General features: G+C 72.2%; 23 protein-coding genes and 1 pseudogene. 11 read left to right on the top strand and 13 right to left on the bottom strand.

The genetic code is table 11. From position 1 onward, the window contains the following. Positions 1 to 95 precede the first annotated feature (95 nt). Positions 96 to 1,769 (top strand): cellulase family glycosylhydrolase, encoded by a 1,674-nt coding sequence (locus CRP56_RS02650; protein WP_097259799.1) that lies wholly within the window; start codon positions 96 to 98, stop codon positions 1,767 to 1,769. Positions 1,770 to 1,847: 78 nt separating this feature from the next. Here CRP56_RS02650 and CRP56_RS02645 read toward each other — a convergent pair whose 3' ends face one another. From CRP56_RS02645 to CRP56_RS02635, 3 genes are all read right to left on the bottom strand, one after another. Next, complete coding sequence (locus tag CRP56_RS02645; protein ID WP_097259798.1) at positions 1,848 to 2,303, bottom strand: tellurite resistance TerB family protein; 456 nt, start codon at positions 2,301 to 2,303, stop codon at positions 1,848 to 1,850. A 125-nt stretch (positions 2,304 to 2,428) separates the two neighbouring features. After that, complete coding sequence (locus CRP56_RS02640) at positions 2,429 to 3,286, bottom strand: fructosamine kinase family protein (RefSeq protein WP_097259797.1); 858 nt, start codon at positions 3,284 to 3,286, stop codon at positions 2,429 to 2,431. A gap of 56 nt (positions 3,287 to 3,342) precedes the next feature. Further along, positions 3,343 to 4,599 carry an MFS transporter gene (locus CRP56_RS02635; RefSeq protein ID WP_097259796.1) on the bottom strand — a complete coding sequence of 419 codons (1,257 nt, stop codon included), beginning with the start codon at positions 4,597 to 4,599 and terminating at the stop codon, positions 3,343 to 3,345. A gap of 80 nt (positions 4,600 to 4,679) precedes the next feature. Between CRP56_RS02635 and CRP56_RS02630 the strand changes: the two genes are divergently transcribed. Continuing rightward, positions 4,680 to 5,285 (top strand): YciI family protein, encoded by a 606-nt coding sequence (locus tag CRP56_RS02630; protein ID WP_097259795.1) that lies wholly within the window; start codon positions 4,680 to 4,682, stop codon positions 5,283 to 5,285. 22 nt (positions 5,286 to 5,307) lie between these two features. On the opposite strand, the gene CRP56_RS02625 is transcribed toward CRP56_RS02630, so the two are convergent. Next, complete coding sequence (locus tag CRP56_RS02625) at positions 5,308 to 7,107, bottom strand: SpoIIE family protein phosphatase (RefSeq protein WP_097259794.1); 1,800 nt, start codon at positions 7,105 to 7,107, stop codon at positions 5,308 to 5,310. A gap of 51 nt (positions 7,108 to 7,158) precedes the next feature. Continuing rightward, entirely contained in the window at positions 7,159 to 7,842 is a 684-nt protein-coding gene (locus tag CRP56_RS02620; RefSeq protein WP_097259793.1) for a class I SAM-dependent DNA methyltransferase, read from the bottom strand. 230 nt (positions 7,843 to 8,072) lie between these two features. On the opposite strand from CRP56_RS02620, the gene CRP56_RS02615 reads away from it, so the two are divergent. Continuing rightward, the gene (locus CRP56_RS02615) at positions 8,073 to 9,074 is read left to right on the top strand and encodes an Acg family FMN-binding oxidoreductase (RefSeq protein ID WP_097273652.1); all 1,002 of its coding nucleotides are present in this window, start codon (positions 8,073 to 8,075) and stop codon (positions 9,072 to 9,074) included. 63 nt (positions 9,075 to 9,137) lie between these two features. Here the strand turns inward: CRP56_RS02615 and CRP56_RS49250 are convergent. Further along, positions 9,138 to 9,317 (bottom strand): annotated as a pseudogene (locus CRP56_RS49250) (STAS domain-containing protein); the annotation flags it as partial. Between the two features lie 264 nt (positions 9,318 to 9,581). Here CRP56_RS49250 and CRP56_RS02610 point away from each other — a divergent pair. After that, positions 9,582 to 10,301, top strand: coding sequence for a pyridoxamine 5'-phosphate oxidase family protein (locus CRP56_RS02610; RefSeq protein ID WP_257039995.1), 720 nt, complete (start codon positions 9,582 to 9,584; stop codon positions 10,299 to 10,301). 140 nt (positions 10,302 to 10,441) lie between these two features. Next, a complete protein-coding gene (locus CRP56_RS02605) occupies positions 10,442 to 11,068 on the top strand; it encodes a DoxX family membrane protein (protein ID WP_097273648.1) in 627 nt (208 codons plus the stop codon). A gap of 64 nt (positions 11,069 to 11,132) precedes the next feature. Here CRP56_RS02605 and CRP56_RS02600 read toward each other — a convergent pair whose 3' ends face one another. Beyond that, a complete protein-coding gene (locus CRP56_RS02600) occupies positions 11,133 to 11,549 on the bottom strand; it encodes a pyridoxamine 5'-phosphate oxidase family protein (RefSeq protein WP_097259792.1) in 417 nt (138 codons plus the stop codon). Positions 11,550 to 11,812: 263 nt separating this feature from the next. On the opposite strand from CRP56_RS02600, the gene CRP56_RS02595 reads away from it, so the two are divergent. Continuing rightward, on the top strand, positions 11,813 to 12,508 hold the full coding sequence (locus tag CRP56_RS02595; RefSeq protein ID WP_097259791.1) for a response regulator: 696 nt from the start codon (positions 11,813 to 11,815) through the stop codon (positions 12,506 to 12,508). Between the two features lie 119 nt (positions 12,509 to 12,627). Continuing rightward, the gene (locus CRP56_RS02590; RefSeq protein WP_097259790.1) at positions 12,628 to 14,352 is read left to right on the top strand and encodes a sensor histidine kinase; all 1,725 of its coding nucleotides are present in this window, start codon (positions 12,628 to 12,630) and stop codon (positions 14,350 to 14,352) included. Between the two features lie 15 nt (positions 14,353 to 14,367). On the opposite strand, the gene CRP56_RS02585 is transcribed toward CRP56_RS02590, so the two are convergent. Further along, positions 14,368 to 16,314 (bottom strand): PAS domain S-box protein, encoded by a 1,947-nt coding sequence (locus CRP56_RS02585; RefSeq protein WP_097259789.1) that lies wholly within the window; start codon positions 16,312 to 16,314, stop codon positions 14,368 to 14,370. A 429-nt stretch (positions 16,315 to 16,743) separates the two neighbouring features. Beyond that, entirely contained in the window at positions 16,744 to 17,928 is a 1,185-nt protein-coding gene (locus tag CRP56_RS02580) for a globin domain-containing protein (RefSeq protein WP_097259788.1), read from the bottom strand. Between the two features lie 387 nt (positions 17,929 to 18,315). On the opposite strand from CRP56_RS02580, the gene CRP56_RS02575 reads away from it, so the two are divergent. Further along, the gene (locus tag CRP56_RS02575) at positions 18,316 to 18,690 is read left to right on the top strand and encodes a hypothetical protein (RefSeq protein ID WP_097259787.1); all 375 of its coding nucleotides are present in this window, start codon (positions 18,316 to 18,318) and stop codon (positions 18,688 to 18,690) included. Positions 18,691 to 18,890: 200 nt separating this feature from the next. Then, positions 18,891 to 19,253 carry an ArsR/SmtB family transcription factor gene (locus CRP56_RS02570; protein ID WP_097259786.1) on the top strand — a complete coding sequence of 121 codons (363 nt, stop codon included), beginning with the start codon at positions 18,891 to 18,893 and terminating at the stop codon, positions 19,251 to 19,253. 10 nt (positions 19,254 to 19,263) lie between these two features. Here CRP56_RS02570 and ppk2 read toward each other — a convergent pair whose 3' ends face one another. Further along, positions 19,264 to 20,067 carry a polyphosphate kinase 2 gene (gene ppk2 / locus CRP56_RS02565; RefSeq protein ID WP_097259785.1) on the bottom strand — a complete coding sequence of 268 codons (804 nt, stop codon included), beginning with the start codon at positions 20,065 to 20,067 and terminating at the stop codon, positions 19,264 to 19,266. 314 nt (positions 20,068 to 20,381) lie between these two features. Here ppk2 and CRP56_RS02560 point away from each other — a divergent pair, with 314 nt between their 5' ends. Both CRP56_RS02560 and CRP56_RS02555 read left to right on the top strand, forming a co-directional pair. Beyond that, on the top strand, positions 20,382 to 21,041 hold the full coding sequence (locus tag CRP56_RS02560) for a YceI family protein (protein WP_097259784.1): 660 nt from the start codon (positions 20,382 to 20,384) through the stop codon (positions 21,039 to 21,041). Between the two features lie 34 nt (positions 21,042 to 21,075). Next, complete coding sequence (locus CRP56_RS02555) at positions 21,076 to 21,576, top strand: GNAT family N-acetyltransferase (RefSeq protein ID WP_097273645.1); 501 nt, start codon at positions 21,076 to 21,078, stop codon at positions 21,574 to 21,576. A 6-nt stretch (positions 21,577 to 21,582) separates the two neighbouring features. Here the strand turns inward: CRP56_RS02555 and CRP56_RS02550 are convergent, their stop codons facing one another. The 3 genes from CRP56_RS02550 to CRP56_RS02540 form a co-directional block, all read right to left on the bottom strand. After that, positions 21,583 to 22,719 carry an ARPP-2 domain-containing protein gene (locus CRP56_RS02550; protein ID WP_097259783.1) on the bottom strand — a complete coding sequence of 379 codons (1,137 nt, stop codon included), beginning with the start codon at positions 22,717 to 22,719 and terminating at the stop codon, positions 21,583 to 21,585. Next, a complete protein-coding gene (locus tag CRP56_RS02545) occupies positions 22,716 to 24,170 on the bottom strand; it encodes a hypothetical protein (RefSeq protein WP_097259782.1) in 1,455 nt (484 codons plus the stop codon). The genes CRP56_RS02550 and CRP56_RS02545 overlap by 4 nt, the downstream gene beginning before the upstream one ends. A gap of 174 nt (positions 24,171 to 24,344) precedes the next feature. Further along, positions 24,345 to 25,064, bottom strand: a complete 720-nt coding sequence (locus CRP56_RS02540; RefSeq protein ID WP_097259781.1) for a DinB family protein — start codon at positions 25,062 to 25,064, stop codon at positions 24,345 to 24,347. Positions 25,065 to 25,198 lie beyond the last annotated feature (134 nt).

The following is a 25,198-nucleotide window of genomic DNA, read 5'->3' as shown; positions in this document are numbered from 1 at the left end:
TGGCGCGTCGCTTTCATGGGAGCGCTCCCATAATCGATCCCGCCATGCTCCCCTCCCATGCCTGAGTTTCTTGGCGCTCACTCCCAGGAGTCGCAGTGAGAAGAACAAGAAGCACGACGAGAAAGAGCACGTCAGGGAAGACCCTGTGCGCCCGCCTCGCGGCAGCCCTCCTCGGGCTCGTCCTCCTGGGCGCCCTCTGGCCGGCCGCCGCGTACGCCCAGGCCGAGCCGCCGGACACCCGGGCCACCGGGCTCCACATCGGCAACGGCCGGCTGCTCGAAGGCAACGGCAACGACTTCGTGATGCGCGGCGTCAACCACGCCCACACCTGGTACCCGAACGAGACGCAGTCACTGTCCGACATCAAGGCCCTCGGCGCCAACGCCGTCCGTGTCGTCCTCGCCGACGGGCACCGCTGGACCGCCAACAGCGCGGCGGACGTTGGCAACGTTGTCAGTCAGTGCAAGGCCAACCGGCTCATCTGCGTCCTGGAGGTGCACGACACCACCGGGTACGGCGAGGACACCGCGGCCGGCACCCTCGACCAGGCCGCCGACTACTGGATCGGCCTCAAGGACGTCCTGGCCGGCCAGGAGAACTACATCATCATCAACATCGGCAACGAGCCCTGGGGCAACACCGACCCCGAGGGCTGGACCGCCCCGACCATCGCCGCGGTCAAGAAGCTGCGCAACGCCGGCTTCGCGCACACGATCATGGTGGACGCGCCCAACTGGGGCCAGGACTGGCAGGGCGTCATGCGCGCCAACGCCCAGAGCGTCTACGACGCCGACACCACCGGCAACCTGATCTTCTCGATCCACATGTACAGCGTCTTCGACACCGCGGCCGAGATCACTGACTATCTCAACGCCTTCGTCGACGCCGAACTCCCCCTCCTCATCGGCGAGTTCGGCGGCCCCGCCGACCAGTGGGGCGACCCGGACGAGGACACCATGATGGCCACCGCCGAGCGGCTCCACCTCGGCTATCTGGCCTGGTCCTGGAGCGGCAACACCGACCCGATCCTCGACCTCGCCATCGACTTCGACCCCAACAAGCTCAGCTCGTGGGGCCGGCGCATCTTCAACGGCACCAACGGCATCGCCCAGACCGCCAAGGAAGCCACCGTCTACGGCGGAGGCGGGTCCGGCGACACCCAGGCGCCCACGACCCCCGGCACCCCGAGCGCCTCGGCGGTGACGGCCACCTCCGCGGCCCTCACCTGGACCGCGTCCACCGACAACGTCGGCGTCGCCGGTTACGACGTCGTCCGGATCAGCGGCGGCACCGAGACGAAGGTCGCCGCCTCCACCACCAACTCGGTGACTCTGACCGGGCTTTCGGCCGAGACGGCGTACACCTTCGCCGTCTACGCCCGGGACGCGGCGGGCAACCGCTCGGCCCGCTCGGCGACGGTGAACGTCACGACCGGCAAGGCTCCGGTGCTCAACTGCTCGGTCGGCTACCGGGTCGTGGGAGAGTGGCCGGGCGGCTTCCAGGGTGAGATCACCATCCGCAACACCGGGACCACCGCCATCAACGGCTGGACGCTCGGCTTCTCCTTCGCCAACGGCCAGACGATCTCCACCATGTGGGGCGGCACCCCGGCCCAGAGCGGTGCGAACGTCAGCGTCACCCCCGCGTCCTACACCTCCACCATCGCCGCCGCCGGTGCCGTCACCGTCGGCTTCATCGGCGCCAAGAGCACGGCCAACGCGGCGCCGACCGCCTTCACGCTGAACGGCGTTACCTGCGTGACCAGTTGATGCCTGCGCCCGGCTGAGGGGCGGGTCCCGAGGCTGACCGGCGGTGTCTTCACGCGCCGGTCAGCCACGGCCTGGCTGTCAGAGGTCGAACTCGTGCGGCGGCAGGTCCAGAGCGAAGCAGGCCTCGCGGACTACGGCCTGCTCGGTCTTGTCGAAGTCGCCGTCGGCGCCGCCGATGACGATGCCGATCTGGATCACGGCACGCGCCTCGGCCGGCTTCTTCTTGGCCTTCCCGATCTCCTGGAGCACGCTGACCTTGCCGAAGGCGAAGTCGGCGGTGAGCTTGTTCAGGTTCTCGTCGAAACGTCGCTGGAGGTCCATGGCGTCGAAGTTCTGAAGAACCTCGTTGGTGGCGATCAGCTGGGCGACGCGCTGGCGCTCGGAGGGATCCACCGTGCCGTCGGCGGCGGCCACCAGCGCGCACATCGCCATGCTGGCATCACGGAACGCCCCGCTCTTGAGGTCGTTCTTCTTCGCCACGAGCTGGGTCTGCATCGTCGACGCGGACTCCTTGATGCGGTCCCACAGAGCCATCGGTACTCCCAAAGGTGTGTCGGGGCCCGGCCCGTCCCGCTGACGGACCGACACCCCTCATATCTACAGCTACGTAGAAACTAGCGGCCGGGCCGATAAGTTCCGGCGCGCACCAGGAGGCCCGGTCAGGCGTTCGTGTAGGGGCGGGCGGCGGCGAGTGCCTGTTCGGCGTAGGAGCGGCCGAACAGGACGGCGTGGACCAGGAGCGGGAACAACTGGTGCAGTCCGACGCGCTGCCGCCGGCCCGGGGCGAGGGGCGCCGACTCCTCGTAGCCCTCCAGTACCTGGGCGAGGTGCGGGCAGCCGAACAGTTGGAGCATGGCCAGGTCGGTCTCGCGGTGGCCGCCGTGCGCCGCGGGGTCGATGAGCCAGACGTGGCCGTCGGCGCCCCACAGCACATTGCCGCTCCACAGATCGCCGTGCAGTCGCGCGGGCGGCTCGGCGGGGCCGGCCCACTGGTCGACGCGCTCGCAGACCCGCTCGATCACGGCGGCCTCGGCGGACCGCAGCGTGCCCTCGTCGACGGCGCGGCGCAGATAGGGCAGGACGCGGTGACGGGCGTACCAGTCGGGCCAGTCGTCCCCCGGCACGTTGCTCATCGGGGCGGCGCCGATGTACGCGTCCGTCGGGCCGCCCGGGGGCGGGGCGCCGAAGGTCTCGGCGCCGGCGGCGTGCAGTGCGGCCAGCTCGCGGCCGAAGCGCAGGGCCGCCGCGGCCTCCGGCCGCCCCTCCGGGACCGACCCGGTGACCAGCCACCGCCCCTCGCACCCGTGCACCACCGGTACCCGTACCGCACCGGCCGCGCCCAGCCAGTCAAGGCCCGCGGCCTCGGCACGCGCCGCCCTCGCGCTGCCGGCGTCCTTGACGACCACCGGCCCGCCGTCGAGGGCGACTTCGGTGACCGCCCCGGTGAGCCGCCGCCGCGTCACCACGGTCCGCCCGGTGAGCCGGGCCGCCACGGCGTCGGGGCCCTCGCCGCTCATCCCTCGGGCTCCGTGTCCAGCAGCATGCCGACCTCCCTCGCATCCGGCCCACGAGTCTAGGAACCGGCGCTCTCCAGGGCGGCGGCCGACACCCTGTCCGCCGGGTGGCGCAGGGTGCGAACCTGGGGTGACAGCAGGGCGGCCGCCGTGGCGAGCACCACCAGGGCCGAGCAGCCGGCCAGCGCCGGGCCGACGCCCACGGCGGAGGCGATCGGGCCGGCGACCAGGAGGCCGAGCGGGGCGAGACTCAGGGAGCCGAACCAGTCGTAGGAACTGACCCGGGACAGCACGTGTTCGGGGATCTCCCGCTGGACGGTCGTGGACCACAGCACACCGAAGACGTCACTGGCGACGCCGGCGGCGAACATGGCCGCGGCGATCACCCACACCGGGGCCCGCGCGCTGAGCAGTGCGATGGGTACGGCGGCCGGGAACATGCACACCACGGCGACCAGGAGCGGACGGCGCACCCGCACCCGGGCGGCCAGCCCCGCCCCGGCAATCGTCCCCACGGCCTGCGCGGCCACCACGACCGACCACGCGCGCGCCCCGCCCAGGTACCGGTCGGCCATCAACGGGCCCAGGACACCGAGGTTGGCGTTGAGCGCGGCGACCACGACCGCGCTCTGGGCCACCACCACCCACAGCCACTGCCGCGAGGCGAACTCCCGCCACCCCTCCCGCAGTTCGTGCCAGCCGGACGCCTTGGCGCGCGGCCGTGCGGCCACCGCGAGCCGGGCGGTGAGGACGGCACTCAGGGCGAACGAGCCCGCATTGACCGCGAGGGCCCAACCGGCACCGACCAGGGCCACGGTCACCCCGGACAACGAAAGGCCCAGCAGCAGGGCGGAGTTGGTGCCCATCCGCAGCAGCCCGTTCGCCCGTTGCAGACGGTCGGCCGGCACCAGCAGCGGCACCAGGCCGTCCATCGCGGGGGCGAACAGTGCGGTGGCCGTCCCGGCGGCGACGGCCAGCAGACACATGCCCACCAGCGGGGCGTGACCGCTCAGCACCATCCCCGCCAGACCGGCGTACGCCGTCGTGCCCAGCACGTCCGCCATGACCATCAGCCTCGACCGTGACATCCGGTCCGCGATGACCCCGCCCGCCAGCACGAACACCAGCTGCGGCAACGCCTGGCAGGCCAGCACCAGGGACAGGCGGCCCGCGCCTGCGCCCGGCAGGGTGAGCACCGCGAACGCGAGCGCCACGCGGGCGAAACCGTTGCCCAGGACGGAGACGACCCGCGCGCACAGCAGCAGCACGAACCGCTGGTCACGCCACAAGGGCGAAGGGTCCGAAGAGCGTGTCATGACCACGGACCCTAGAAGATCGAAACCGGGAGAGGATGTGAACCGGCCATCCCGTACGGACGACCTTCTGGGGGAGCGACATGGAGTACTTCATCTACTGCCGGGACCGGGCGGACTCCCTCGACCTGCGCATGCGGCTGAACGAGGACCACTGGACGTTCATGGACGGCTACGCCGAGGAGATGATCGCGCGCGGGCCCACGTTCCCGGCCAAGGGCGACGGTGTGAGCGGCAGCATGCACATCGTCGACCTGCCCGACGCGGCCGCCGCGCAGCGGTTCGCGTTCGAGGAACCCAACTACAAGGCCGGTGTCTACCGTGACGGCCTCATCCGTCGCTGGCGGAACACGCTGGGGCGCACGATGTGGGAGTACACGGGGACGACGGCCGGATTCGGTCGCTTCCTGATCATCGCCCAGGGCGGGCCGGAAGCGGTCGCGGAGCTCGGACTCCTCGACGCGGCGCAGCGGCGCTACCTCGAGGACGGCTTCCGCGACCGGCTGATCGCGTACGGGCCGCTGCTCGCCGAGGACGGCGTCACCTGGCGGGGCACCGCGGTGCTGGCCGAGCTGGCGGACCGTGAGGCTGCCGAGGCGATGATGGCGGGCGATCCGTACGCGCGGGCGGGGCGGTACGAGAGCGTCGAGATCCACGACTGGCGGTTCGGCGGACGCCCGGAGGACTGAGCAGGGGGCCGGCCGCCGCCGCTCAGCGCGGGTCGGCCTCGGGGAGCGGCTGCTCGAACCAGACCACCTTGCCCGAGCTCAGCCGCGTCGCCCCCCAGCGCTGGGCCACCTGGTCGACCAGGAACAGCCCCCGGCCGCCCTCGTCGCTCAACCGGGCGTGCCGCATTCTCGGCACCACCGGGGAGTCGTCCCCGACCTCGCAGCGGAGCACGTCCGTGCGCAGCAGACGCAGGGTGATCGGGCGCGAGGCGAACCGCACGGCGTTGGCCACCACCTCGCTGACCATGAGCTCGGTGGACTCGATCAGGGATTCGAGCCCCCAGCGGCCCAGCGTCCTGCGGGTCAGCCGGCGGGCCTGGCCGGCGGTCTGCGGGCGCGGGGCCAGGTACCAGTACGCGACGGTCTCCGGCAGCAGGCCTTCGAAACGGGCGGCGAGCAGCGCCACGTCGTCGTCCCGCTCGCCGCCGCCCAGGGTGTCGAGCGCCGCGTCGCACAGGGTCTCCAGTGACGGGGGCGCGGCCCCCGCGGTGGCCGATTGCAGCCGGGCCCGCAGGTTGTCGATGCCGGTCACTACGTCGGAGTCGCGGGACTCGACCAGGCCGTCGGTGTAGAGCAGCAGGGTCGCCCCAGCCGGCGCGTGGATCTCGGTGGCCTCGAAACCGCCGCCGCCCACGCCGATCGGCGCCCCGGGCGGGACCGAGAGGATCTCGCCGTGCCCGTCGGGGTGCAGCAGCACCGGCGGCAGGTGGCCGGCGTTGGAGACCAGCAGCCGTTGGAGGACCGGGTCGTAGAGGGCGTACAGACAGGTCGCGGTGTGCTCGGTGCCCAGCCGTTCCGCCTGCTCGTCGAGGTGGTGCAGCACCTCGGCGGGAGGCAGGTCGAGCAGGGCCAGGGTCTGCACGGTGGTCCGCAGCTGCCCCATGATCGCGGCCGACGTCATGGAGTGGCCCATCACGTCGCCGATGACCAGGGCGACCCGGTTGCCGGGCAGCGGGATCGTGTCGTACCAGTCGCCGCCCACCTGCGCGGTCCGCGAGGCCGGCAGATAGCGGCTGGCCAGCCGGACGCCGGGCGGCTCGGGCAGCGACGGCGGGAGCATGGTGCGCTGGAGGGCGTCGGCGACGGACGCCTCGCGGGCGTACAGCATCGCCTTGTCGATGCCGAGCGCGGTGTGGGTGGCGAGCTGGGAGGCGACCAGCAGATCGTCGTCGGTGAAGCCCGGGCGGCCGGCACCGCGCAGGAGGGTGACGCTGCCGAGGACGTGGCTGCGACCGTGCAGGGGAGCGAGGATCAGGCGCCGACCGCGCGGCAGTGCCCCGGGCGGGTGCGCCGCGCCCAGGAGTTCGGCCACCGTGGCGGCCGCGTGCGGGGCGTCGCCGAAGATCGGCCGGCCGTCCCGCAGCCGTGTCGCCAGCGGGCCGCCCACGGCGGGATGGACGGCCTCGGCCGCGGCGGCCGGGGCCTCGGAGGACGCCTGCTCGGTGGTGAGCAGCCGCAGGACGCCGGGGACGGGGCCGGTCTCGTCGCCCACCGGCAGCGGGTCGTACAGATGAACGAGAGCCGTGTCGGCGAAGGCCGGGACGGCCGCCCGGCACAGCTCGGACAGGGTCTCGTCGAGGTCCATGCCGCGGGCGATGCTGCGGGTCGCCGCGTCGAGGTACCGCAGCCGGTCCGTCTGCGCCTCGGTCCGGCCCTCGTCCGGACGGTCACCGGAGACGGGCGGCGGGGCGGAGCGCGTCGGCAGACGGGAGGCAGCGGCACGCCCGCGCGCCCCGGCCGCCTTGCCGCCGGTGCGTTTGCCGCTGCCGAGGCGCTTCGTCATGCGTGTCCTTCCCGCCGGGCGGCCCGCGTGGGGCGGCCGGAACAGGAGTCGTCAGGCGTGCCGCCGTCGGCAGCGCAGGAAGATCTGCACCTCGGGTGGGATGTCCGCGGAGGCCGGGGCGTAGGTGAACGACGACTCGTCGACGATCTCGAAGCCCGCCGCCTCGACCACCTCGCGCAGCTCCTCCCTCAGATAGCCGGAGACCCGGATGCTCTCCCCGACGAACGGGATGGAGAAGTCGTCGACGTCGGCCTCCACCATCGACAGCGCGAACAGGCCGCCCGGCACCAGCAGGTGGTGCACGGTCCGCAGCGCCAGCGGGATCTCCGCGCGCGGCAGCATGAGCAGCGAGAAGAAGGCGGCCACCGCCTCGAAGCGGCCGAGGTCCAGCGGGCCGCCCGGCCGCAGATCGGCGATGTCCGCCTGCTGGAACCGCCCGCCGGGCACGTTCTTGCGCGCCAGGGCCACCATCCCGTCCGACAGATCGACACCGACCACGTCGAAGCCCGCTTCCGCCAGCTGGAGCGCGGTCGGAATGCCGGTGCCGCACCCCAGATCAAGGGCGCGGGACCCGGTGGGCAGCGACCGGACGAGCCACTCGGCGGCCGCGACCTGCCCCTCCTTGTGCGGGAAGGCCTCGTCGTAACGGTCGCCGAGGGCGTCGAAGGCCGCGGCCTGACCTGTGCGGTCGAACTGGATGTTCCCGTAGCCGGACTCGTCGGCGGGGCTGCTCACAGGAGTTCTCCTTCGGTGCCGCTATAGGCGATTTTTTCATAGTTGCACCGATGGCGGCGTGGCTGTACCGCGAGGGGCGCGTGGAGGTGAGCGGGGGCCCGGCTCGCCGAGCGGCCGCCGACGAGGGACCAACGGCCCCGTCCCCTCGCCCGGCGCCAGGGGCACGCTCGAAGGACCGTGCCGCTTCTGTGCCGACGTTCGTGCGGGAGTGGGTGCGAAAGGAGGTCATCATGCGATCGACACCCCTCGACGCCAGGACCCTGGAAGCCTGCCTCGCCGCGGCCGTGGCCGCGCCGTCGATCCACAACACCCAGCCGTGGCGGTTCCGGCTGGACGCCGAGACCCCGGCGTTCGAGGTGTGGGCCTCGGCGGAGCGGGGCCTGCGCCACACCGACCCCGTCGGCCGTGCCCTGCATGTGTCGGTGGGGACGTCCGTCTTCAACCTCCGTGTCGCGGCCGCCCACTTCGGCTGGTCACCGTTCGTCCGACTGCTGCCCCGCCCGGACGACCCGGGCCTGCTCGCCACCGTCCGTCTGGACGGCTGCCGCAGCGGGCACCCCACCGGCCACCGCGACGACCTCTACCCGGCCGTCTGGCGCCGACGCAGCAGCCGCTTCCCCTTCTCCGGCCGCCCCCTGCCGCAGCACGCACTCGCCGAACTCGCCGATGCCGCCCGGACGGAAGGCGCCTCGCTCGGCTTCCCGGCCGTCGACGAGACCGCCCGTCTGCTCCGGGTGGTGCAGGAAGCCGAACTCCGCAACCGAGCGGACGGCGCGCGCGGAGCCGAGAGCCGTCATTGGGTGCACCAGGACCCGGACTCGCCGGCGGAGACCGGTATGCCGTGGGCCGTGCTCGGCCCGCAGGACTCCCGGGAACGCATCCCCATGCGCGACTTCACCGCGCAGCGGCACGCCGAACGGCTCCCCGCCCAGCCCTTCGAGACGGAACCGGTCGTCGGGCTCCTCACGACGGGCCACGACCGCCGTACCGACTGGCTGCGCGCCGGGCAGGCACTCGAACACGCCCTGCTCGTCGCCACCGTCCACGGCCTGCGCGCGTCTTTGCTGCACCAGCCGATGGAGTGGCCCGACCTGCGGCGCACCCTGAGCCCGCACCCCGATCGCAGCGGACACGCCCAGATGCTGATCCGCATCGGCTACGGCCCCGAGGGCCCCCTCACACCCCGATACGACCCGCACGCCGTGCTCGACGCGCAGTCGCCGCCCAGTTAGCCGACGGCGGGGCGCGGGGGCGACCCCCTCGGGCAGCCGGGACAGCACCTCGAAAGCGTCGCCCAGATCCACACACCGCAGAATCCCCAGCAGCCGGGCGCTCTCGGTGACCAGGCGGAACCGTCCGCCGCGGGCGAGGACCCGGTTGCGCGCCCGGCACAGGGCGCGCAGTCCGCTGCAGTCGACGAAGGACACCGGGCGCAGGTTCCACCGATCAGGGCGCACCGAGTTGGCTCGGACCATGTTCAAGACCCACGAGGAGTCCACGCCCTGCCACACGGAACGTCGAGGGCCGGTCGGCCCTGTTCAGGAGGCTGGCCGGGGCCTTGGCGGATGGCTCGCCGCGGCGGGCGGCGGAACCGGGCAAAGGGGGCCCGACCGGCCCAAGCGGGCACCGGCCGTCAGGGCCGATGCTGAACCTCGGGGGACGCGAGGGGGACCGGCGGCAAGGGCCCGGTCCGCCCCGGGCCGTTCAGGCGGCCCGGCACCAGCAGGAGGTGAGACATCGTGGCCGACACGACATCATCCGGTACGACGGCACGCACCGAACGCCCCGGAGGCGACCTGGGACGCCGCCTCGTACGGCGTCGCACGGAACTCGGGCTGACCCGGGCCGACACCGCCGACCGGGCGGGCATGTCCTGCTCCTACCTTCGGTACCTGGAGGAGTCCTCCGCCGCGATCCCCGGCAGGAGCGCCCTGCTGCGGCTCGCCGCCGCGCTGGAGACCGGGGTCACCTCCCTCACCGGCGGCGAGACCGAGGCCCCGCCGGGCCGGGAACAGGCGGCCCGGCATGCCGAACTCGTCGCGCTGAGCGACGCGGAGTGCCGTCGCCGGCTGGGTACACACGGGGTGGGCCGCCTCGCGGTGACCACGGCCGACGGGCCCACGGTCCTGCCCGTCAACTACACCGTCGTCGACGGCACCATCGCCTTCCGGGCGGCGCCCGGCACCGCTCCCGCCGAGGCCCTGGGCCGGCGCGTCGCCTTCGAGGTCGACCACATCGACGAGGCCATGAGCGGGGGCTGGAGCGTGCTCGTCCGCGGACGGGCCAGGCAGGCGCAGGAGCCCGCCACGATCCGCCGGCTGACGGAACGGGCGTACAGCGCGCCCTGGGCGGGCGGCCGGCGCGAGCTGTGGGTGTGCGTCGACGCCGACGAGATCACCGGCCGGGAGATCCGACAGATCCCCGCCGACCTTGACGACGACCCTCCCCGACAGGCCTGAACGGGCCCTGCGGGCAAGGCCGTTCGGCCCCCCGACGCAGGCCGCGCAGCCCCTCCGCCGCCGGCCGGCGCAGCGGGACATTGAGGGTGCGACGACAGTCGTCGAGCACCCGAGCGTCACCCCTGGAAGGGATGAGCACCATGGCCGTTCACGATCACCCGCACCGTCACCCGGGATTCCGCTTCCCGTCCCTGCGCCGGAGCGGGACGGCGAGCTCCCCGACCGAGACGAGCGCTGTCACGACGGCGACGGCGAACAGCCCGTACGTCCTGGCGGTGCTCCGCGTCCTGACCGGGTTCGTCTTCCTGTGGGCGTTCCTCGACAAGACCTTCGGCTTCGGCTACGCCACCCCGTCCGGCAAGGGCTGGATCGACGGCGGCTCGCCCACCAAGGGCTTCCTCGGCGGGGTCGCCGCGGGACCCATGGAGTCCACCTTCCACGACTGGGCCGGGGCCGGCTGGGCGGACTGGCTGTTCATGCTCGGCCTCCTCGGCATCGGCCTCGCGCTGATCGCGGGCATCGGGCTGCGCCTCGCCGCGGTCGCCGGGACGGCGATGATGGCGCTGATGTGGATCGCGGAGTGGCCGCCGGCGAAGCACCTGTCCGACGGGACGCCGAGCATGTCGACCAACCCGTTCACCGACTACCACGTCGTCTACGCCATTGTCCTGATCGCCCTCGCCGCCGCCGGCGCCGGCGCCACCTGGGGGCTGGGCAGGGCCTGGGCGCGGCTGCCCTTCGTCAGCCGGAACCGCTGGCTGATGTGAACCGGCCCGCCCGCACGCACCGGGGCCACGCCGCACGGACGCGGCGTGGCCCCGGCGCGTGCGATCAGGCGTCCGCCGCGGTGAGGAGGACCCCGGTCACCAGATCGGGGCGGATACGGACCGCGTAGTCCATCGTCTGCTCCACCCAGGGCCGCAGCATCGCCCGGTAGCGGGCCAGCTCCCGCGGGTCCGTCACCAGATGGGCGTAGCCGGTGACGACGACGCTCCAGCCGAGGTGGGTGTCGGGGTCGATGAGGTCGGCCTCGTACGCGACCACCACGCCCGGGCCGTCCGCCTGGCCGGTGTGCGAGGTCAGGGCCGCGCCCTCGTGGGTGCGGATGACGATGTCGCCGCCGTCCACCACGTGATTGACCGGGCGGATCTGCGGCAGCGCGTGACGGGTGAAGACGACCCGGCCCAGGGACACCCCGCCGAGCAGTCTCAGCGCTTCGGAACTGTCCAGTTCCCTCTTGATCGTCATGAAGGTCTTCCGTGAGCTGCGGCACCGGCTGTGCGTTCTGCCGAAGGGCGGGGGACAGATCGATGGAACGCCCGGTGGCGGGGGAGGGCCAGGGCCGTTCGGCCCTGCCCGTCGTCCGTCCGGCCCCCCGGGACGCGGCCGGGGCGAGAGAGGGCCGACCGGCCCTGGTCTTTCGGCCCGGGAAAGAGAAGGATCTCCAGAAGAGGCCGATGCGACCCACGAGCAGCGGGCACCGGCACGGCACACGGGACGAGGAGTGTTCGATGGCGGACGGCGCGGGACAGCCCGGCCCCGACAACCCGATCAGGGTCTTCCTGCTGGACGACCACGAGGTGGTACGACGCGGGGTGCGCGACCTGCTCGACGACGAACCGGACATCACCGTCGTCGGCGAGGCCGGCACCGTCGAGCAGGCCCTGGTCCGGGTTCCCGCCCTGCGTCCGCGGGTCGCGGTCCTCGACGTACGGCTGCCGGACGGCGACGGAGTGACCGTCTGCCGGGAACTGCGCTCCCGCATGCCCGAGCTGACCTGTCTGATGCTGACCTCCTTCGACGACGAGGAGGCCCTGCTGGACTCGATCATGGCAGGGGCGTCCGGCTACGTCCTCAAGCAGATCCAGGGCTCCGACCTGGTGTCGGCCGTGCGCACGGTGGCCGCGGGCCAGTCGCTGCTCGACCCGAGCGCCACCGCCAAGGTGATGGCCCGGCTCCGTCAGGGACAGCAGCAGGAGGAGGAGCCGGAGGCGCTGCCGGGCCTGACCGGGCGGGAGCGGGAGATCCTGGCCCTGATCGGTGAGGGGCTCACCAACCGGCAGATCGGGCAGCGGCTGTATCTCGCCGAGAAGACCGTGAAGAACCACATCTCCCGGCTGCTGGCCAAGCTCGGCGTGGAGCGGCGCATCCAGGCCGCCGTCATCGCCACCCAGGCCCAGGACCGGCTCCGGCAGGAAGGCCGCTGAACCCGGACGCGGCACGGGCGTTCCCGGACTCCGTACCGTTCGCTCCGGCGGGCCGATACCGTGGCAGGAAACCGGCACGGTCGGCCGCCGCAGGGCGTACGGGACCTGGAGGATCGCAGGTGGGAAGCGCCGAGGAGTTCGATCGGGCCCGGGTGCGGCTGCCGCAGCTGAGGCTGGACGAGCTGCTGGAGGAGCTGCAGGCCCGGCTGGACGCGGCCCGCGGCACCCGGGACCGGGTGCACAGTCTTCTGGAGGCGGTGCTCTCGGTGGGGCGCGAGCTCGACCTGGAGCAGGCCCTGCGCAGCATCGTGGAGGCCGCGGCGGTCCTGGTGGACGCCCGGTACGCGGCCCTGGGCGTGATCGGCTCGGACGGCAAGCGGCTGTCGGCGTTCCACACCGTCGGCGTCTCCGAGGAGCAGATCGCCCGGATCGGCCCCTACCCCGAGGGCCACGGCATCCTCGGCGAACTGATCACCAACCCGGAGCCGCTGCGGCTGGCGAAGCTCTCCGAGCACCCCTCCTCGTACGGGTTCCCGGCCCACCATCCGCCGATGAACACCTTCCTCGGCGTCCCCATCCGGGTGCGTGACCAGGTGTTCGGCAACCTGTACCTGACGGAGAAGCGGGGCGGGGCGCAGTTCGACGAGGAGGACGAGTCGGTCCTGTCGACGCTCGCCGTCGCCGCGGGCGTCGCCATCGACAACGCCCGGCTGTACGAGGAGTCCCGGCTCAGGGAGCGCTGGCTGCGGGCGAGCGCGGAGATCACGCACAGTGTGATGTCCGGCAGCGAGCGCGGCGAGGTCCTGCGCGTGATCGCCGAACGGGCCCGGGAGATCACCAACGCCGTGCTCGCGCTCGTCGCCGTCCCGGTCGAGGGCACCGGCTCGCTGACCATGGAGCTGGCCATCGGCGAGGGCGCCGAGGCCTACCGCGGGCTGCTGGCCCCCGTGGACGACGGGCTGATCGGCCGGGCCTTCACCAGCGGCGTCCCCACCACCATCGCCGACGTCTCACGGGACGCCTGGACCGCGGCCGTGCCGTCGGGCGTCGGCGGACTCGGCCCCGCGGTCGCCGTGCCCATCGGGACGGGGGAGGGCGTAAGGGGTGTCGTCCTGCTGGGACGGGAGGCCGGACACCCGGTGTACTCGGGGCAGGAGATCGAACCGCTCCAGGCGTTCGCCGCGCAGGCCGCGGTCGCCATGGAGCTCGCGGACCGCCGTCGTGACGCCGCCCAGATCGCCGTCCTCCAGGACCGCGACCGGATCGCCCGCGACCTGCACGACCTCGCCATCCAGCGACTGTTCGCCACCGGCATGACGCTGCAGAGCGCGGGCCGCTTCATCGACCACCCCGAGGCGTCCAAGCGGGTGCTGCGGGCGGTCGACGACCTCGACGAGACCATCAAGATCATCAGGTCGACCATCTTCGGCCTGCGGGCCCGCGAGGACACCCCCGGCTCCGGGCTGCGGGCCCGCGTGGTGCGCGTCGTCGGGGAGGCGGCACCGGTGCTGGGGTTCGCGCCGAGCGTGCGGATGGAAGGCCTGCTGGACACCCACGTGTCCAAGGACGTCGCCGAACACGCGGTGGCCGTTCTCTCGGAGGCCCTGACCAACATCGCCCGGCACGCCCACGCCACCCGTGCCGACGTGGTCCTGGCGACGGACGGCCGCGACCTCCGGCTGACCGTCTCCGACGACGGGGTGGGCATCCCGGCCCAGGGCCGCCGCAGCGGGCTGCGCAACATGGCCGAGCGCGCCGAACAGCTGGGCGGGGAACTGGAGTCGACCTCACCGCCCGGCGGCGGGACGAGGCTCGTGTGGCGGGTGCCCGTCCAGGAGACATAGCGGCCGCGCCGCGCCTCACAGCTTCAGCGTGAACCACGTGGTCTTGCCCTCGTCGGTGGGCCGTACCCCCCAGCCGTCGGCCAGGGCGCGCACGAGCAGCAGACCGCGGCCGGACTCCTCGTCCTCCGCCGCGATCCGCGGCTGGGGCAGGTGCGGACTGCGGTCGCTCACCTCGACCGTGAGGTCCGTGGCCGTCCGGCACAGATGCAGCGTGATCGGGCCCTCGGCGTGCTGGACCGCGTTCGTGAGGATCTCGGAGAGCAGCAGCCGGGCCTCCTCCGCCGACTCGGCGCACTCCCAGGCGATGAGCGCCTTGTTGAGGAACGTGCGCCCGTCCGGGACCGAGGACGGCAGCGCCGGCAGATCGGTGGTGAGCGCCGCCAGCGGCGCCGCCGGCAGCTGGGCCAGCAGCAGGGTCACGTCGTCGTCATGGCTGTCGGCGTCGGGCAGCAGGCTCGTCAGGACATGGTCCGCGGCGATCTCCAGAGAGGGGGTGTCGACGAAGAACCCGTCCAGGACGGAGGTGAGTTCACCGAGACGCTCCTCGATGTCGCTGCCGGGCGTCTCGATCAGCCCGTCGGTGTACAGGACGAGCGTGGCGCCGGGCGGAATGTCGGCGCAGGACTGCTCGTAGAGGATGTCGCCGACGCCGAGCGGCGCGTTCACCGGGGTCGTCAGCCCGCGGACCCCGCAGCCCGGGGGAGCGACCAGCACCGGCAGATGACCGGCCGAGCAGACGGTGACGGTTCCGCTGTCCGGGGCGACGACCAGGTAGCAGCAGGTGACCAGCTGGTCGGGGACGTCCAGATCGGCGACACAGGTGTCCAGGGCCTGCATCAGCTGCCGGGGCTGCATGCCGGTCTTGGCCAGGGCGTGTGCGGCGGAGCGCAACTGGCCCATCACCGCGGCGGCTTCGAGGCCGCGGCCCATCACGTCACCGATGAGGACCCCCACCCGGCCGGCGCCCAGCGGGATCAGGTCGAACCAGTCGCCGCCCACGCCCGCGCCCTGGGTGGCGGGCCGGTACCGGCTGGCCGTGGCCAGGCCGGGGACCGCGGACGGGGTACCCATCAGGCTGCGTTGCAGGGTGAGCGCGATGTGCCGCTGCTGCTCGTAGAGGATGGTGAGTTCGGCCTCGGCGCGCTTGCGGTCGCTGATGTCGCGGACGATGGCGCAGGCGCCGACGACCGTGCCCGCCGTGTCCCGGGTGGGCCACAAGGTGACGTCGACGTCCAGCAGTTCGCCGGAGCGGGTCAGGCGCAGGGTCTCGAAGTGCTCGACCTTCTCGCCGTGGCACAGCCGCTTGAGGAGGGCCGTCACCTCGCCGCGCTTCTCCCTCGGCGCCAGCACGGACACGTGCCGGCCGATGGCCTCCTGGGCGGTGTAGCCGTACAGGCTCTGCGCGGCGGCGTTCCAGTAAGTGATGTAGCCGTCGAGGGTCTTGGCGAGGATCGCGTCCTGGGACGACTCCACGAGCGCGGCGAGCTCGTTGATCCGGGCCTCGGCGGCCCTGCGGTCGCTGACGTCGCGGACCGCCGCGGAGACCAGGAGCCCGTCCGCGGTCTCCAGCGGCGAGAGACTGATCTCGACGGGGAACTCGGTGCCGTCCTTGCGCAGTCCGTGCAGATCGAGTCCCGCGCCCATGGGCCGGACCTGGCGGTTGGCGGCGTAGCCCCCGCGGTGCCGGGTGTGGTGCGGGCGGAAGCGGTGCGGGATCAGCAACTCCACCGGATGACCGAGGAGTTCCTCGCGGCCGTAGCCGAACAGGGCCTCGGTCTGGGCGTTGACGAGTTTGATGATCCCGCCGTCGTCGACGATGACCATGGCGTCCGGGGCGGCTTCCAGAAGACCGCGGAACCGGTCCTCGTCGGCCCCCGGCTCGGTGGGACGGACCTCTGCGCCGCAAGTGCACGACGTCCGCTCGGGGCCGTCCGCCACGTCCGGTACTGGAATCGGACCCATGTCTCTCCCCACCCGCTGCCGGTCACGGTTCGGGTCATCTCACCGCACCAGGACGGGACTTGAGGCGCCATGTCACTTACTGTCCGCACCCCGGCGGAACCTGTCCGCCGCATATGCGTCTCGTGGCTGTCTCGGTGCGGTACGACGGTCAGGAACCCCTGGGGGTACGACAGTCACGGACCTCCGGCCGTACGACAGGTACGGCACTCGGCGGCCGCCGTCGGCTGTCCGTTCCGGCGGCGGCCGCCTGGGCGAGGCGGCACGGCCCCCACCGCACGGCCTCGCATGGTCGTCCCCGCGGCGCGGCGCACGAGCGAGCGTGCCGCCGGAGCGGGACGCGGGGACGAGGCTGATCCAAGGGCGCCCACTGACGCGTCAGTTGCGCTTCCACCCTCCTCCGGAGTGAAGGACCGCGCGAGCGGTACCGCGTCAGGACGCGTCCGGCAGCCACAGGTCGGGGCCGAACACCTCGTAGCGGATGTGCCGCGGCGGGACACCCCGGTCGAGCAGCTGGGTGCGGACGGCGCGCATGAACGGCAGCGGGCCGCACAGGTAGACGATGGCGTCCGTCGGCACGTCGATCCCGTCGAGGTTCATCAGGCCGGAGCGAGCGCCGGGTTCGGCGATGCCGTAACGCTCGTACCAGAACACGGCCTCGGCGTCGGGCAGTTGTGCGGTGAGCGCGCGGGTCTCGGTGCGCAGGGCGTGGGTGCCGGGGGAGACGTCGGCGTGCAGGGTCAGGACCCTGCGGGTGGAGCCGGTGGCGGCGAGGTGGGCGAGCATGCCGACCATGGGGGTGCAGCCGATGCCGGCGGAGACCAGGACGAGCGGTGTGTCCGTCTCGTCGAGGACGACGTCACCGAAGGGCGCGGACAGGGTGAGCTCGTCCCCGGCCCGCACCGCGCCGTGCAGGAGGGTGGACACCTCCCCGCCGCCGACCCGCTTGACGGTGATACGGCGCAACTCGCCGCCCGGGTCGCCGGACAGGCTGTACTGGCGCAGCTGGTGCACGCCGTCCGGCATCAGGGCCCGGACGCTGACGTACTGCCCGGCCTTCGCCGCGGGGGCCGGACCGCCGTCGGCCGGACGCAGGACGAAGGAGACGACGTCCGCGGTCTCCTCGTGCCGGTCGACGACCGTCCACGGCCGCCACACCTCACCCGCCACGACCCCCGCCTCCCGGTAGATACGGGCCTCCTGGGCGATGAGCGCGCCGGCCATCAGCCAGTACACCTCGTCCCAGGCGGCGGCCACCTCCGGGGTGACCGCGTCGCCGAGCACCTCGGCGATGGCACCGAACAGGTACTTGTGGACGACCGTGTACTGGTCCTCGGTGACCCCGACCGCGGTGTGCTTGTGGGCGATCCGCGCCAGCAGCGCGTCCGGGCGGGCGTCCGGATCGGCGAGGAGGGCGCTCGCGAAGCCCGCGATCGCTCCGGCCAGCGCACGCCGCTGGGCGCCGCTGGCCTGGTTGCCCCGGTTGAACACCCCGTCCAGAAGTTCGGGGCGGTCGTGGAACATCGCGCCGTAGAAGCGCGTGGTGATCTCGTCGAGGGCTCCGGCCACGGCGGGCAGCGTGGCCCGGACGACGGCGGCGGACTCTGCGGACAGCATGAAGCCTCCGGGAAGAGAGGTGGAACAAGAACAAGTCGGTGCCGGGCACGGTTCCCGGGACACACCACCCTCGCTGCCGGCCCCTCCCGTGCCCCAGGGCCCCATGGGGACGGCCCACAGGGCCGATCGGCCCAACGGCGGCAGGGCCTCCCGCGACGCGGGGCGACCCCCGGGCGCGTCGGCCCGGGCGTCAACTTCACGTCCCGTCACGGCAGTTCCGGTCTCCCGAACGATCCCGTCGCGCCGTTGTTCGGTCGTTGTCCGCCGCGCACGGGTCAGTCCCAGAGAGTCGGTCCGCGCGGCGCGGCCGCATGCGTACGGTCCGGGGGCATCGAGGCGGGTCGGCGGCGCCGGTCCGTCGCAGTCAACCAGCGCAAGGGAGGCACTGTGGCGAGTGTGGAAGTGTCGCTGAAGGAGATGATGGCCGGGGTCGAGGGGGCCGTGGGAGCCGCGGTCGTCGACTACACCAGCGGAATGGCGCTGGGCACCCTGGGCGGGAACAAGGACCTGGACCTGACGGTCGCCGCAGCCGGCAACACGGACGTCGTCCGGGCCAAGGTGCGCACCATGGAGCAGGTCGGCCTCAAGGGCCGTATCGAGGACATGCTGATCACGCTGGACAGCCAGTACCACCTGATCCGGCCGGTCACCGGCCGCAGCGGCAACGGCCTGTTCCTCTACCTCGTCCTCGACAAGACCCGCTCGAACCTGGCCATGGCCCGGCACCAGCTCAAACGCGTCGAGGAGGCGATCGAGATCTGACCCGGGCGACGCAGCCGGGGCCACCGCTGCCCATCATGTGAAGACTTCTTCAAGTCACCACATCAGCATGGTCCCAATGTGTGTTCGCGCACGGCCCGGGGCGTGAAGGATCGGCATCCGAGGGCGGCCTGTGATGCGGCGGTGCCCCCTCAGGTGCCGTCGCACCGCGGTCCCACCCAGCCGACAAGGAGCGAGCAGCCATGCAGGCCCCCCTCTACCAGGTCAAGGCGGAGTTCTTCCGCATGCTCGGCCACCCCGTGCGCATCCGGGTGCTGGAACTCCTCCAGCACGGGCCGGTGTCCGTGCGGGACCTGCTCGCCGACATCGAGATCGAGCCGTCCAGCCTGTCCCAGCAGCTGGCCGTGCTGCGCCGCTCGGGGATCGTGGTGTCGATGCGCGAGGGCTCGACCGTCCGCTACGCGCTCGCCGGCGGCGACGTCGCCGAACTGCTGCGCGCCGCCCGCCGGATCCTCACCGAACTGCTCACCGGCCAGAACGAACTGCTCACCGCACTCCAGCAGGTGGACGACGCCCCCGCCGAACCCCTGCACACCGGCCGGTGACGGCGGGGCGTCAGAGACCTGCCGCGTGGTCCGGGACGTAGGTCTGGAGATCGCGCGGTGTCCGCACATAGCCGGTGGACTCCGGACGCTCCGGGAGCTCCAGCACCGGCGGCGGGACCTCCTGGTAGGGCAGCGAGGCCAGCAGATGGGCGATCATGTTCAGCCGGGCCCGCTTCTTGTCGTCGCTCTCGACGACGTACCAAGGGGCCTCGGTGATGTCGGTGTGCACCATCATCTCGTCCTTGGCCCGGGAGTACGCCTCCCAGCGGGTGAGTGACTCCAGGTCCATCGGGGACAGCTTCCAGCGGCGCAGCGGGTCCTCCAGCCGGCGCCGGAAACGGTCCTGCTGCTCGGTGTCGCTCACCGAGAACCAGTACTTGCGCAGCAGGATGCCGTCCTCGATCAGCATCCGCTCGAAGATGGGGCACTGGCGCAGGAACAGCTGGTACTCCTCCTTGGTGCAGAAGCCCATCACATGCTCCACGCCGGCCCGGTTGTACCAGGACCGGTCGAACAGCACGATCTCCCCGGCGGCCGGCAGATGCCCGACGTACCGCTGGAAGTACCACTGCGTCCGCTCCCGCTCGGTCGGCTTCGGCAGGGCCGCGATACGGGCGACGCGGGGGTTGAGATGCTCGGCGACCCGCTTGATGGTGCCGCCCTTGCCGGCCGCGTCCCGCCCCTCGAACACGACGACCAGCCGCGCGCCCTCGGCCCGCACCCACTCCTGAAGCTTCACCAACTCGGTCTGCAGGCGCAGCAGTTCACCCTCATAGACCTTGCGCGACAACTTCTCCTTCGCCTTGCCTGCCATGCGTCCACCTCTTCGCCTACGTGGTCGAGTCCCCGTGTCGGCACAGTACTGTCCGACACCCTGAGATTCGGGAGTCGGCTCAACGGGTCGGGTGAATTTCCCCTCGTGGAGCCTGTTGATAGTGCGGCGGACGCGCTGTGAGAATTCCCGTCCTCCCACGCGAATCGGCAAATTCCGCAATTCGCCGACCCCATATCGACTCGAAGTAGTGAATTGTCCTCGCCATGGGGGAGTTCGTGGCGGACCTGTGGATATTTCGTCGATCACCCACGCGGTCTTGCCTCGCCAACTTCCGTGCAGTAATTAGGTGAATCATGAATTTGTTCAGTCGTGGTACTCCATTCCGCCGCACGGAGCCCACCCTCACCCCCACACCCCCCACCGGCCGGCCGGGCACCCCCACCACACTCCTGCCGGACCCCACCCTGGCCGCCCTGACCGGCGAATGGGTCATCGACCCGGCTCACAGCAGGATCGGCTTCTCCGTACGGCACGCCATGGTGACCACGGTCCGCGGAGCCTTCGCCGAATACCAGAGCCGCCTCTACTTCGACGGCCGGGACCCGTCCCGTTCGCAGGCCGAGATCACCGTGTCCACGGCCAGCGTCGACACCGGAGTGGAACAACGCGACGCCCACCTCGTGGGCCGCGACTTCTTCGACTCGGCGAACCACCCGCGCATGCGCTTCACCAGCACCGCCGTGGAGCCCCTTGGCAACGATGTCTATCGCATGGCCGGCGATCTCACCATCAAGGCCACCACCCGCCCCGTGCTCCTCGAACTCACCTACATCGGCCACGTCACGGACCCCTTCGGCTACCAGCGGGCGGGCTTCGACGGCACCACGACGATCGACCGCACGGAGTGGGGCCTGAACTACAGCTCCAGGCTGGCCGAGGGCGGCGCCATGGTGAGCGAGAAGGTGCGCCTGCAGTTCGACATCGCGGCCATCCGCACGGCTCCCATCGGCTGAGGCGGCGCCCGGTCCGGGCGATAACATCATGATCATGGCGGACTGGGAGCTGCGGGCGGCGTCGATGGCGGATCTCGAGGAGATCGTCGAGATCCGTGCCGTCGCGATGAGGGCGGACCTGGAGCGGCTCGGGCGGTACGACGAGCACCGGGTGCGGCAGCGGCTGCGTGACGCCTACCAGCCGGAGCACACCTCGGCGATCGAGGTGGCCGGCGCCCTGGTCGGCTGCGTGGCGCTGCGGCCGGCCGACGACGCCTACTGGCTGGAGCACTTCCTCCTCGTCCCGGAGCTCCAGGGCAAGGGCATCGGCTCGGCCGTCCTGGGCAGCCTGCTGGAACGCCCCGACCGGGAGGGCGCCCTGACCCGGCTGAACGTCCTCCAGGGCAGCGCGGCCCGCAGACTGTACGAGCGACACGGCTTCGTCCTGGAGTCCGAGGACGGGGTGGATGTGTACATGGTCCGAACCCCCGGCAGCCGGTCCGGCCCCCCGGCGGCCGGCAGCCGGTCCGGCCCCCCGACGAACCACACGTCCTGACCCGCCTCAGGTACGTTGCCGCAGCAGGAGGCCGAAGCCGGCGGTCTCCAACCGCTTGGCGAGCACGGTGGCCTCGACGCCGAACTCGGCGGCCGTGTCCGCGAGATGCCAGTCGTGCGCGGCCAGCCGGCTGAGCAGGAAGCCGCGGCGGACCTGGTTCTCGGAGAGCCGGAAGGTCTTGAGGTAGACGGTCCGGCCGTGCTCGTCGAGGATCGCCTCCCCGATGTGGTTGTCCTGCTTCGGACGGAACTCCGGCAGGAAGCGGGAGAGCGTGAAGCGCCCCATCCGCCGGACCTGCTGCCAGCTGCTCTCCTGCTCCACCAGCCCGGCCGACATGGTCGTGTCGTGGAACTCCGCCCACCGGTCCGTCTGTTCGGCCGCGGCCGCCCGCAGCTCGCCCAGCGAACGGATGCCGCTGTCGTCGACGCGCGCCCGGAAGTCCGCCACCGGCGGCATCAGCGTCGCGTAGTGGTGCACCAGATCGCCGTACAGGTCCTGGACCAGCGTCGGATGCAGCGTCCGGTAGTCCTCCGGATGCGGCACCACGAACGCGGCGGCCAGCGCGTCGGCCAGGTACACGAGGACACCGCACTGGCCGGGGTGGATCTCGAAGACGCTCAACGCCTCGGCCAGCCCCGGCACCTGGAGCCCCAGGTAGGCGGCCTCGACGCGCGGCGACAGCCCCTGCCGCACCGCGTGCCGCGACCACTCCTCCCACGCGATGGTGGGACCGCCGAAGTGCAGCGCGAGATAGCCCTCCAGCGCGAGATGCAGCGGCAGGAACCGCAGCCGCCGCTTGGCCTCCTGACGCGCCATCCGGCGATGGAAGTGCAGCCGCACCGCGGCCACCGACTCCCGCTCCGCCGGGCCCTCGGCCAGCTGCGTGCCGTAGGCGGCGGCCGGGGAGCCGTCCCCGGTCCACTCGGCGACGAAGCTGTGCGGGATGTAGGAGCAGTAACTGCCCTTCCGGCCCAGGTCGACGACCCCGGGCCCGGGGTGGATGCGTGGATGCAGCCGCAGATCCGTCACCGGCTCGGCGCGCACCAGCGGCACCAGCCGCACGGCGCCCCACACCTGCGCGGGCCGCGTCCGCAGCCCGTCGAACAGGGCCGACGGGGCATGGTCTTTGCTGTACGTCGTCATCGCGCACCCCCGGCCGCGGTCCGCTGTCCCGGCACGGCGACGAGCTGATCCGCGCGGGCGTCCAGATAGGCCGTCAGCTCGGCAAGACCGGTCCGCCCCTCGGCGAACTGCGCGATCTCGACGAGCGCCGGCAGATCCTCCGCGTCCCGCACGCCCGCCGTCGGCACACTCGGGGCGAGCCGTCGTACGTCGAAGTCGTCGGCGTCGTAGACCGGGTTGAGGTGGACCACGCTCGTGCGGTGCTCCGGGTCGAGGCGGGTGCGCCAGACGCGGAGCACCTCGGCGGCGAGTCCGGGCGGGGCGTTGTCCCAGCCGTCGGAGACGATCACCAGCCGGTCCGGGGCCGTCTCCAGCGCGTCGAGGATCCGCTCGCCCAGCGGGGTCGGACCCACGGGATGCGCGAGCAGCGCCTCACGGCGGCCGGACGTCCACAGCCCGGCGTACCGGCCGGCGAGCGCCTCCAGCAGGTAGTGGCAGGCGAGGGCGACCGCGAGCGGCCTACGCCGCTTCACGCCCGAGCCGTAGGAGGAGAAGCTGTCGTCCAGTACGGCGGTGACCCGGCCCCACGTCCCGCGGTGTGCGACGGCGACCCGCGCGGCGGCCGAGCGCAGCGCGCCGGTGAGCTCGTCGCGCCGCTCGACCCGCTCCGCGGCCGGCAGGGAGAGCACATAGCCGGCGAGCCGGGTGAGCGGCATCCGGGCGAGGTCGACCGCGACCGCGTCCGCGACGCCTCGTCGCTGCGCCGTCTCCTGGAGCCGCAGCGCCTCGAGTCGGGTCATCCGGGGCGCGATCCGCTCCAGGAAGACGGCACGCGGAATGCCGTGCTTGGCCGCGAAACCCTCGGCCACGGTGTACGGCAGCTCGTACACGGCCGCCTGCTCGTAGTGCGCCCGGCGCCAGGTCTCCAGGATCGGGGTGTCGTAGGGGGCGCGGCTCAGCGGCGCGAACAGGAACGTACCCAACTCGCCGTCGCCCGGCGCGAGATGCGCGTGCCGCAGGGCCTGCTTGAGGCCGCTGCGGTACTTGACCGCGTCGAAGGCCAGATCGGGGCGGCCGGCCAGCCAGTCGCGCAGCAGCGCGCGGGTACGGCGGTTGTTCACCCCGGCGCGGCGCAGCGCGCGGAAGAGCCCGTAGACACGCTGCGGCGGCAGCAGCGCCAGCCGCCCCGCGATCAGCCGCCCCTCGCTGCGGCGCTGCTCCACGGTGGCCTCGGCGGAGGTCTCCAGCAGCCGGCGGACGATCAGCGCGGCGTTGTGGTCGTTGATGTCCAGCGCCAGCACACCCGCGTAGAGATCGCGGTAGTTGCCGAGCATGTACGCGTGCAGGAAGTCGAGCGAGAGCCGCTGCTCGTCCGCGTCGGCGTGGAACTCGCGCTGCCCGGTCGCGGTGATCGCCGCGTTGACGAAGAGCAGCACGTCGTCGGCCGCGACCAGATCCCCGTACGACTCCATCCCTCTTCCCGCCCCCTTGTTGCTGAATGCCGGCCGGGGAATGGAGGCACGAGCTGCGAATCATTGCTTTATAGGCAGGTTCCGGAAGTCGCACCGAAGTCCCGCGGCCGGCGTGGGGACGCTAACACGCCCCCGAGCTGCGGCTCCACGGCATTTCCCCGGGCCGGGCTCCGGTCACCCGGCGGTGCCGAAGCGCGCCTGCCACAGGTCGCGCAGGAGGGCGATCTCGGCCATGTGGTGGATGAACTCCAGGTTCGCGCCCCACAACACAGTGATGTACGGCTCGTCGGCGTCGCCACCGTACGGGTACTGGGAGAATCCGACCGTGTCGAGCTGCTCCTCCGTCATCCGGCCCACGCTCTCGCGCCAGCGGTCGATCACCGGCCAGAACCGCTCCAGCGTCACGGCCGCCGAGGGCGAGAAGTCGACCATCAGCTTCGGATCCCGGCGCCGCTCGCCGAAGGCCCACTCCCACGTGCCCGCGAACTCGAAATGCAGATGTCCGAGGCGCCACGCGATGGTGGTGACCGGCGTCTTCGCGGGTTCCAGCGGGCCGGTGTGGTCGAGGACCTCCTGGACGCGTTCGACGCTGACGCTCCAGTCATCGGCGATCTTCTCGACGGACATGCCGGAGGCGGCCTGCCGGGCGACCTCCGTGTACTCGTTCGGGGGGATGTCCGGCGCGCCCAGGTCGAGCACCCACTCACCGGGCCCGAACGCCCTGGGCGTCACCGCCTCCGCGCGGCGCCGCAGCGACCAGCAGTCGGCCACGGGCTCCCACAGGTACTCCTCGTCGCTGAGGCCGGTGAGCCGGACCTCGGCCATCTCCCGGGCCCGGTCGAACTGGTCGAGCAGCAAGCCGAAGCGATCGGTGCGTGAGCCGGGCGTTTCCATGGTGGTCCCCTCGCGGTCGTGTGTCGCGTCCCAGGTGCGCGGGCGGGAGCCTATGTGCCCGGCTTCCGGCCGGGCGAGTGAATTACCGGCTGGGGAAGTGAAGTTGCGCGGGCGGGGGCGGCCTAGGCTTTCCC

The organism is Streptomyces sp. TLI_55, from assembly GCF_900206255.1.
Classification (GTDB): Bacteria; Actinomycetota; Actinomycetes; order Streptomycetales; family Streptomycetaceae; genus Streptomyces; species Streptomyces aquilus.
Note: the sequence above shows the minus strand (reverse complement) of the source record. Positions and strands in the feature narration are given on the sequence as shown.

Coding starts and splice junctions, on each gene's coding strand:
- CRP56_RS02645 (WP_097259798.1), bottom strand. CDS start 2,303: ATGGCTCTGTGGGACCGCATCAAGGAGTCCGCGTCGACGATGCAGACC.
- CRP56_RS02640 (WP_097259797.1), bottom strand. CDS start 3,286: ATGAGCGGCGAGGGCCCCGACGCCGTGGCGGCCCGGCTCACCGGGCGG.
- CRP56_RS02635 (WP_097259796.1), bottom strand. CDS start 4,599: ATGACACGCTCTTCGGACCCTTCGCCCTTGTGGCGTGACCAGCGGTTC.
- CRP56_RS02630 (WP_097259795.1), top strand. CDS start 4,680: ATGGAGTACTTCATCTACTGCCGGGACCGGGCGGACTCCCTCGACCTG.
- CRP56_RS02625 (WP_097259794.1), bottom strand. CDS start 7,107: ATGACGAAGCGCCTCGGCAGCGGCAAACGCACCGGCGGCAAGGCGGCC.
- CRP56_RS02615 (WP_097273652.1), top strand. CDS start 8,073: ATGCGATCGACACCCCTCGACGCCAGGACCCTGGAAGCCTGCCTCGCC.
- CRP56_RS02605 (WP_097273648.1), top strand. CDS start 10,442: ATGGCCGTTCACGATCACCCGCACCGTCACCCGGGATTCCGCTTCCCG.
- CRP56_RS02600 (WP_097259792.1), bottom strand. CDS start 11,549: ATGACGATCAAGAGGGAACTGGACAGTTCCGAAGCGCTGAGACTGCTC.
- CRP56_RS02595 (WP_097259791.1), top strand. CDS start 11,813: ATGGCGGACGGCGCGGGACAGCCCGGCCCCGACAACCCGATCAGGGTC.
- CRP56_RS02585 (WP_097259789.1), bottom strand. CDS start 16,314: ATGGGTCCGATTCCAGTACCGGACGTGGCGGACGGCCCCGAGCGGACG.
- CRP56_RS02580 (WP_097259788.1), bottom strand. CDS start 17,928: ATGCTGTCCGCAGAGTCCGCCGCCGTCGTCCGGGCCACGCTGCCCGCC.
- CRP56_RS02570 (WP_097259786.1), top strand. CDS start 18,891: ATGCAGGCCCCCCTCTACCAGGTCAAGGCGGAGTTCTTCCGCATGCTC.
- ppk2 (WP_097259785.1), bottom strand. CDS start 20,067: ATGGCAGGCAAGGCGAAGGAGAAGTTGTCGCGCAAGGTCTATGAGGGT.
- CRP56_RS02560 (WP_097259784.1), top strand. CDS start 20,382: ATGAATTTGTTCAGTCGTGGTACTCCATTCCGCCGCACGGAGCCCACC.
- CRP56_RS02555 (WP_097273645.1), top strand. CDS start 21,076: ATGGCGGACTGGGAGCTGCGGGCGGCGTCGATGGCGGATCTCGAGGAG.
- CRP56_RS02550 (WP_097259783.1), bottom strand. CDS start 22,719: ATGACGACGTACAGCAAAGACCATGCCCCGTCGGCCCTGTTCGACGGG.
- CRP56_RS02545 (WP_097259782.1), bottom strand. CDS start 24,170: ATGGAGTCGTACGGGGATCTGGTCGCGGCCGACGACGTGCTGCTCTTC.
- CRP56_RS02540 (WP_097259781.1), bottom strand. CDS start 25,064: ATGGAAACGCCCGGCTCACGCACCGATCGCTTCGGCTTGCTGCTCGAC.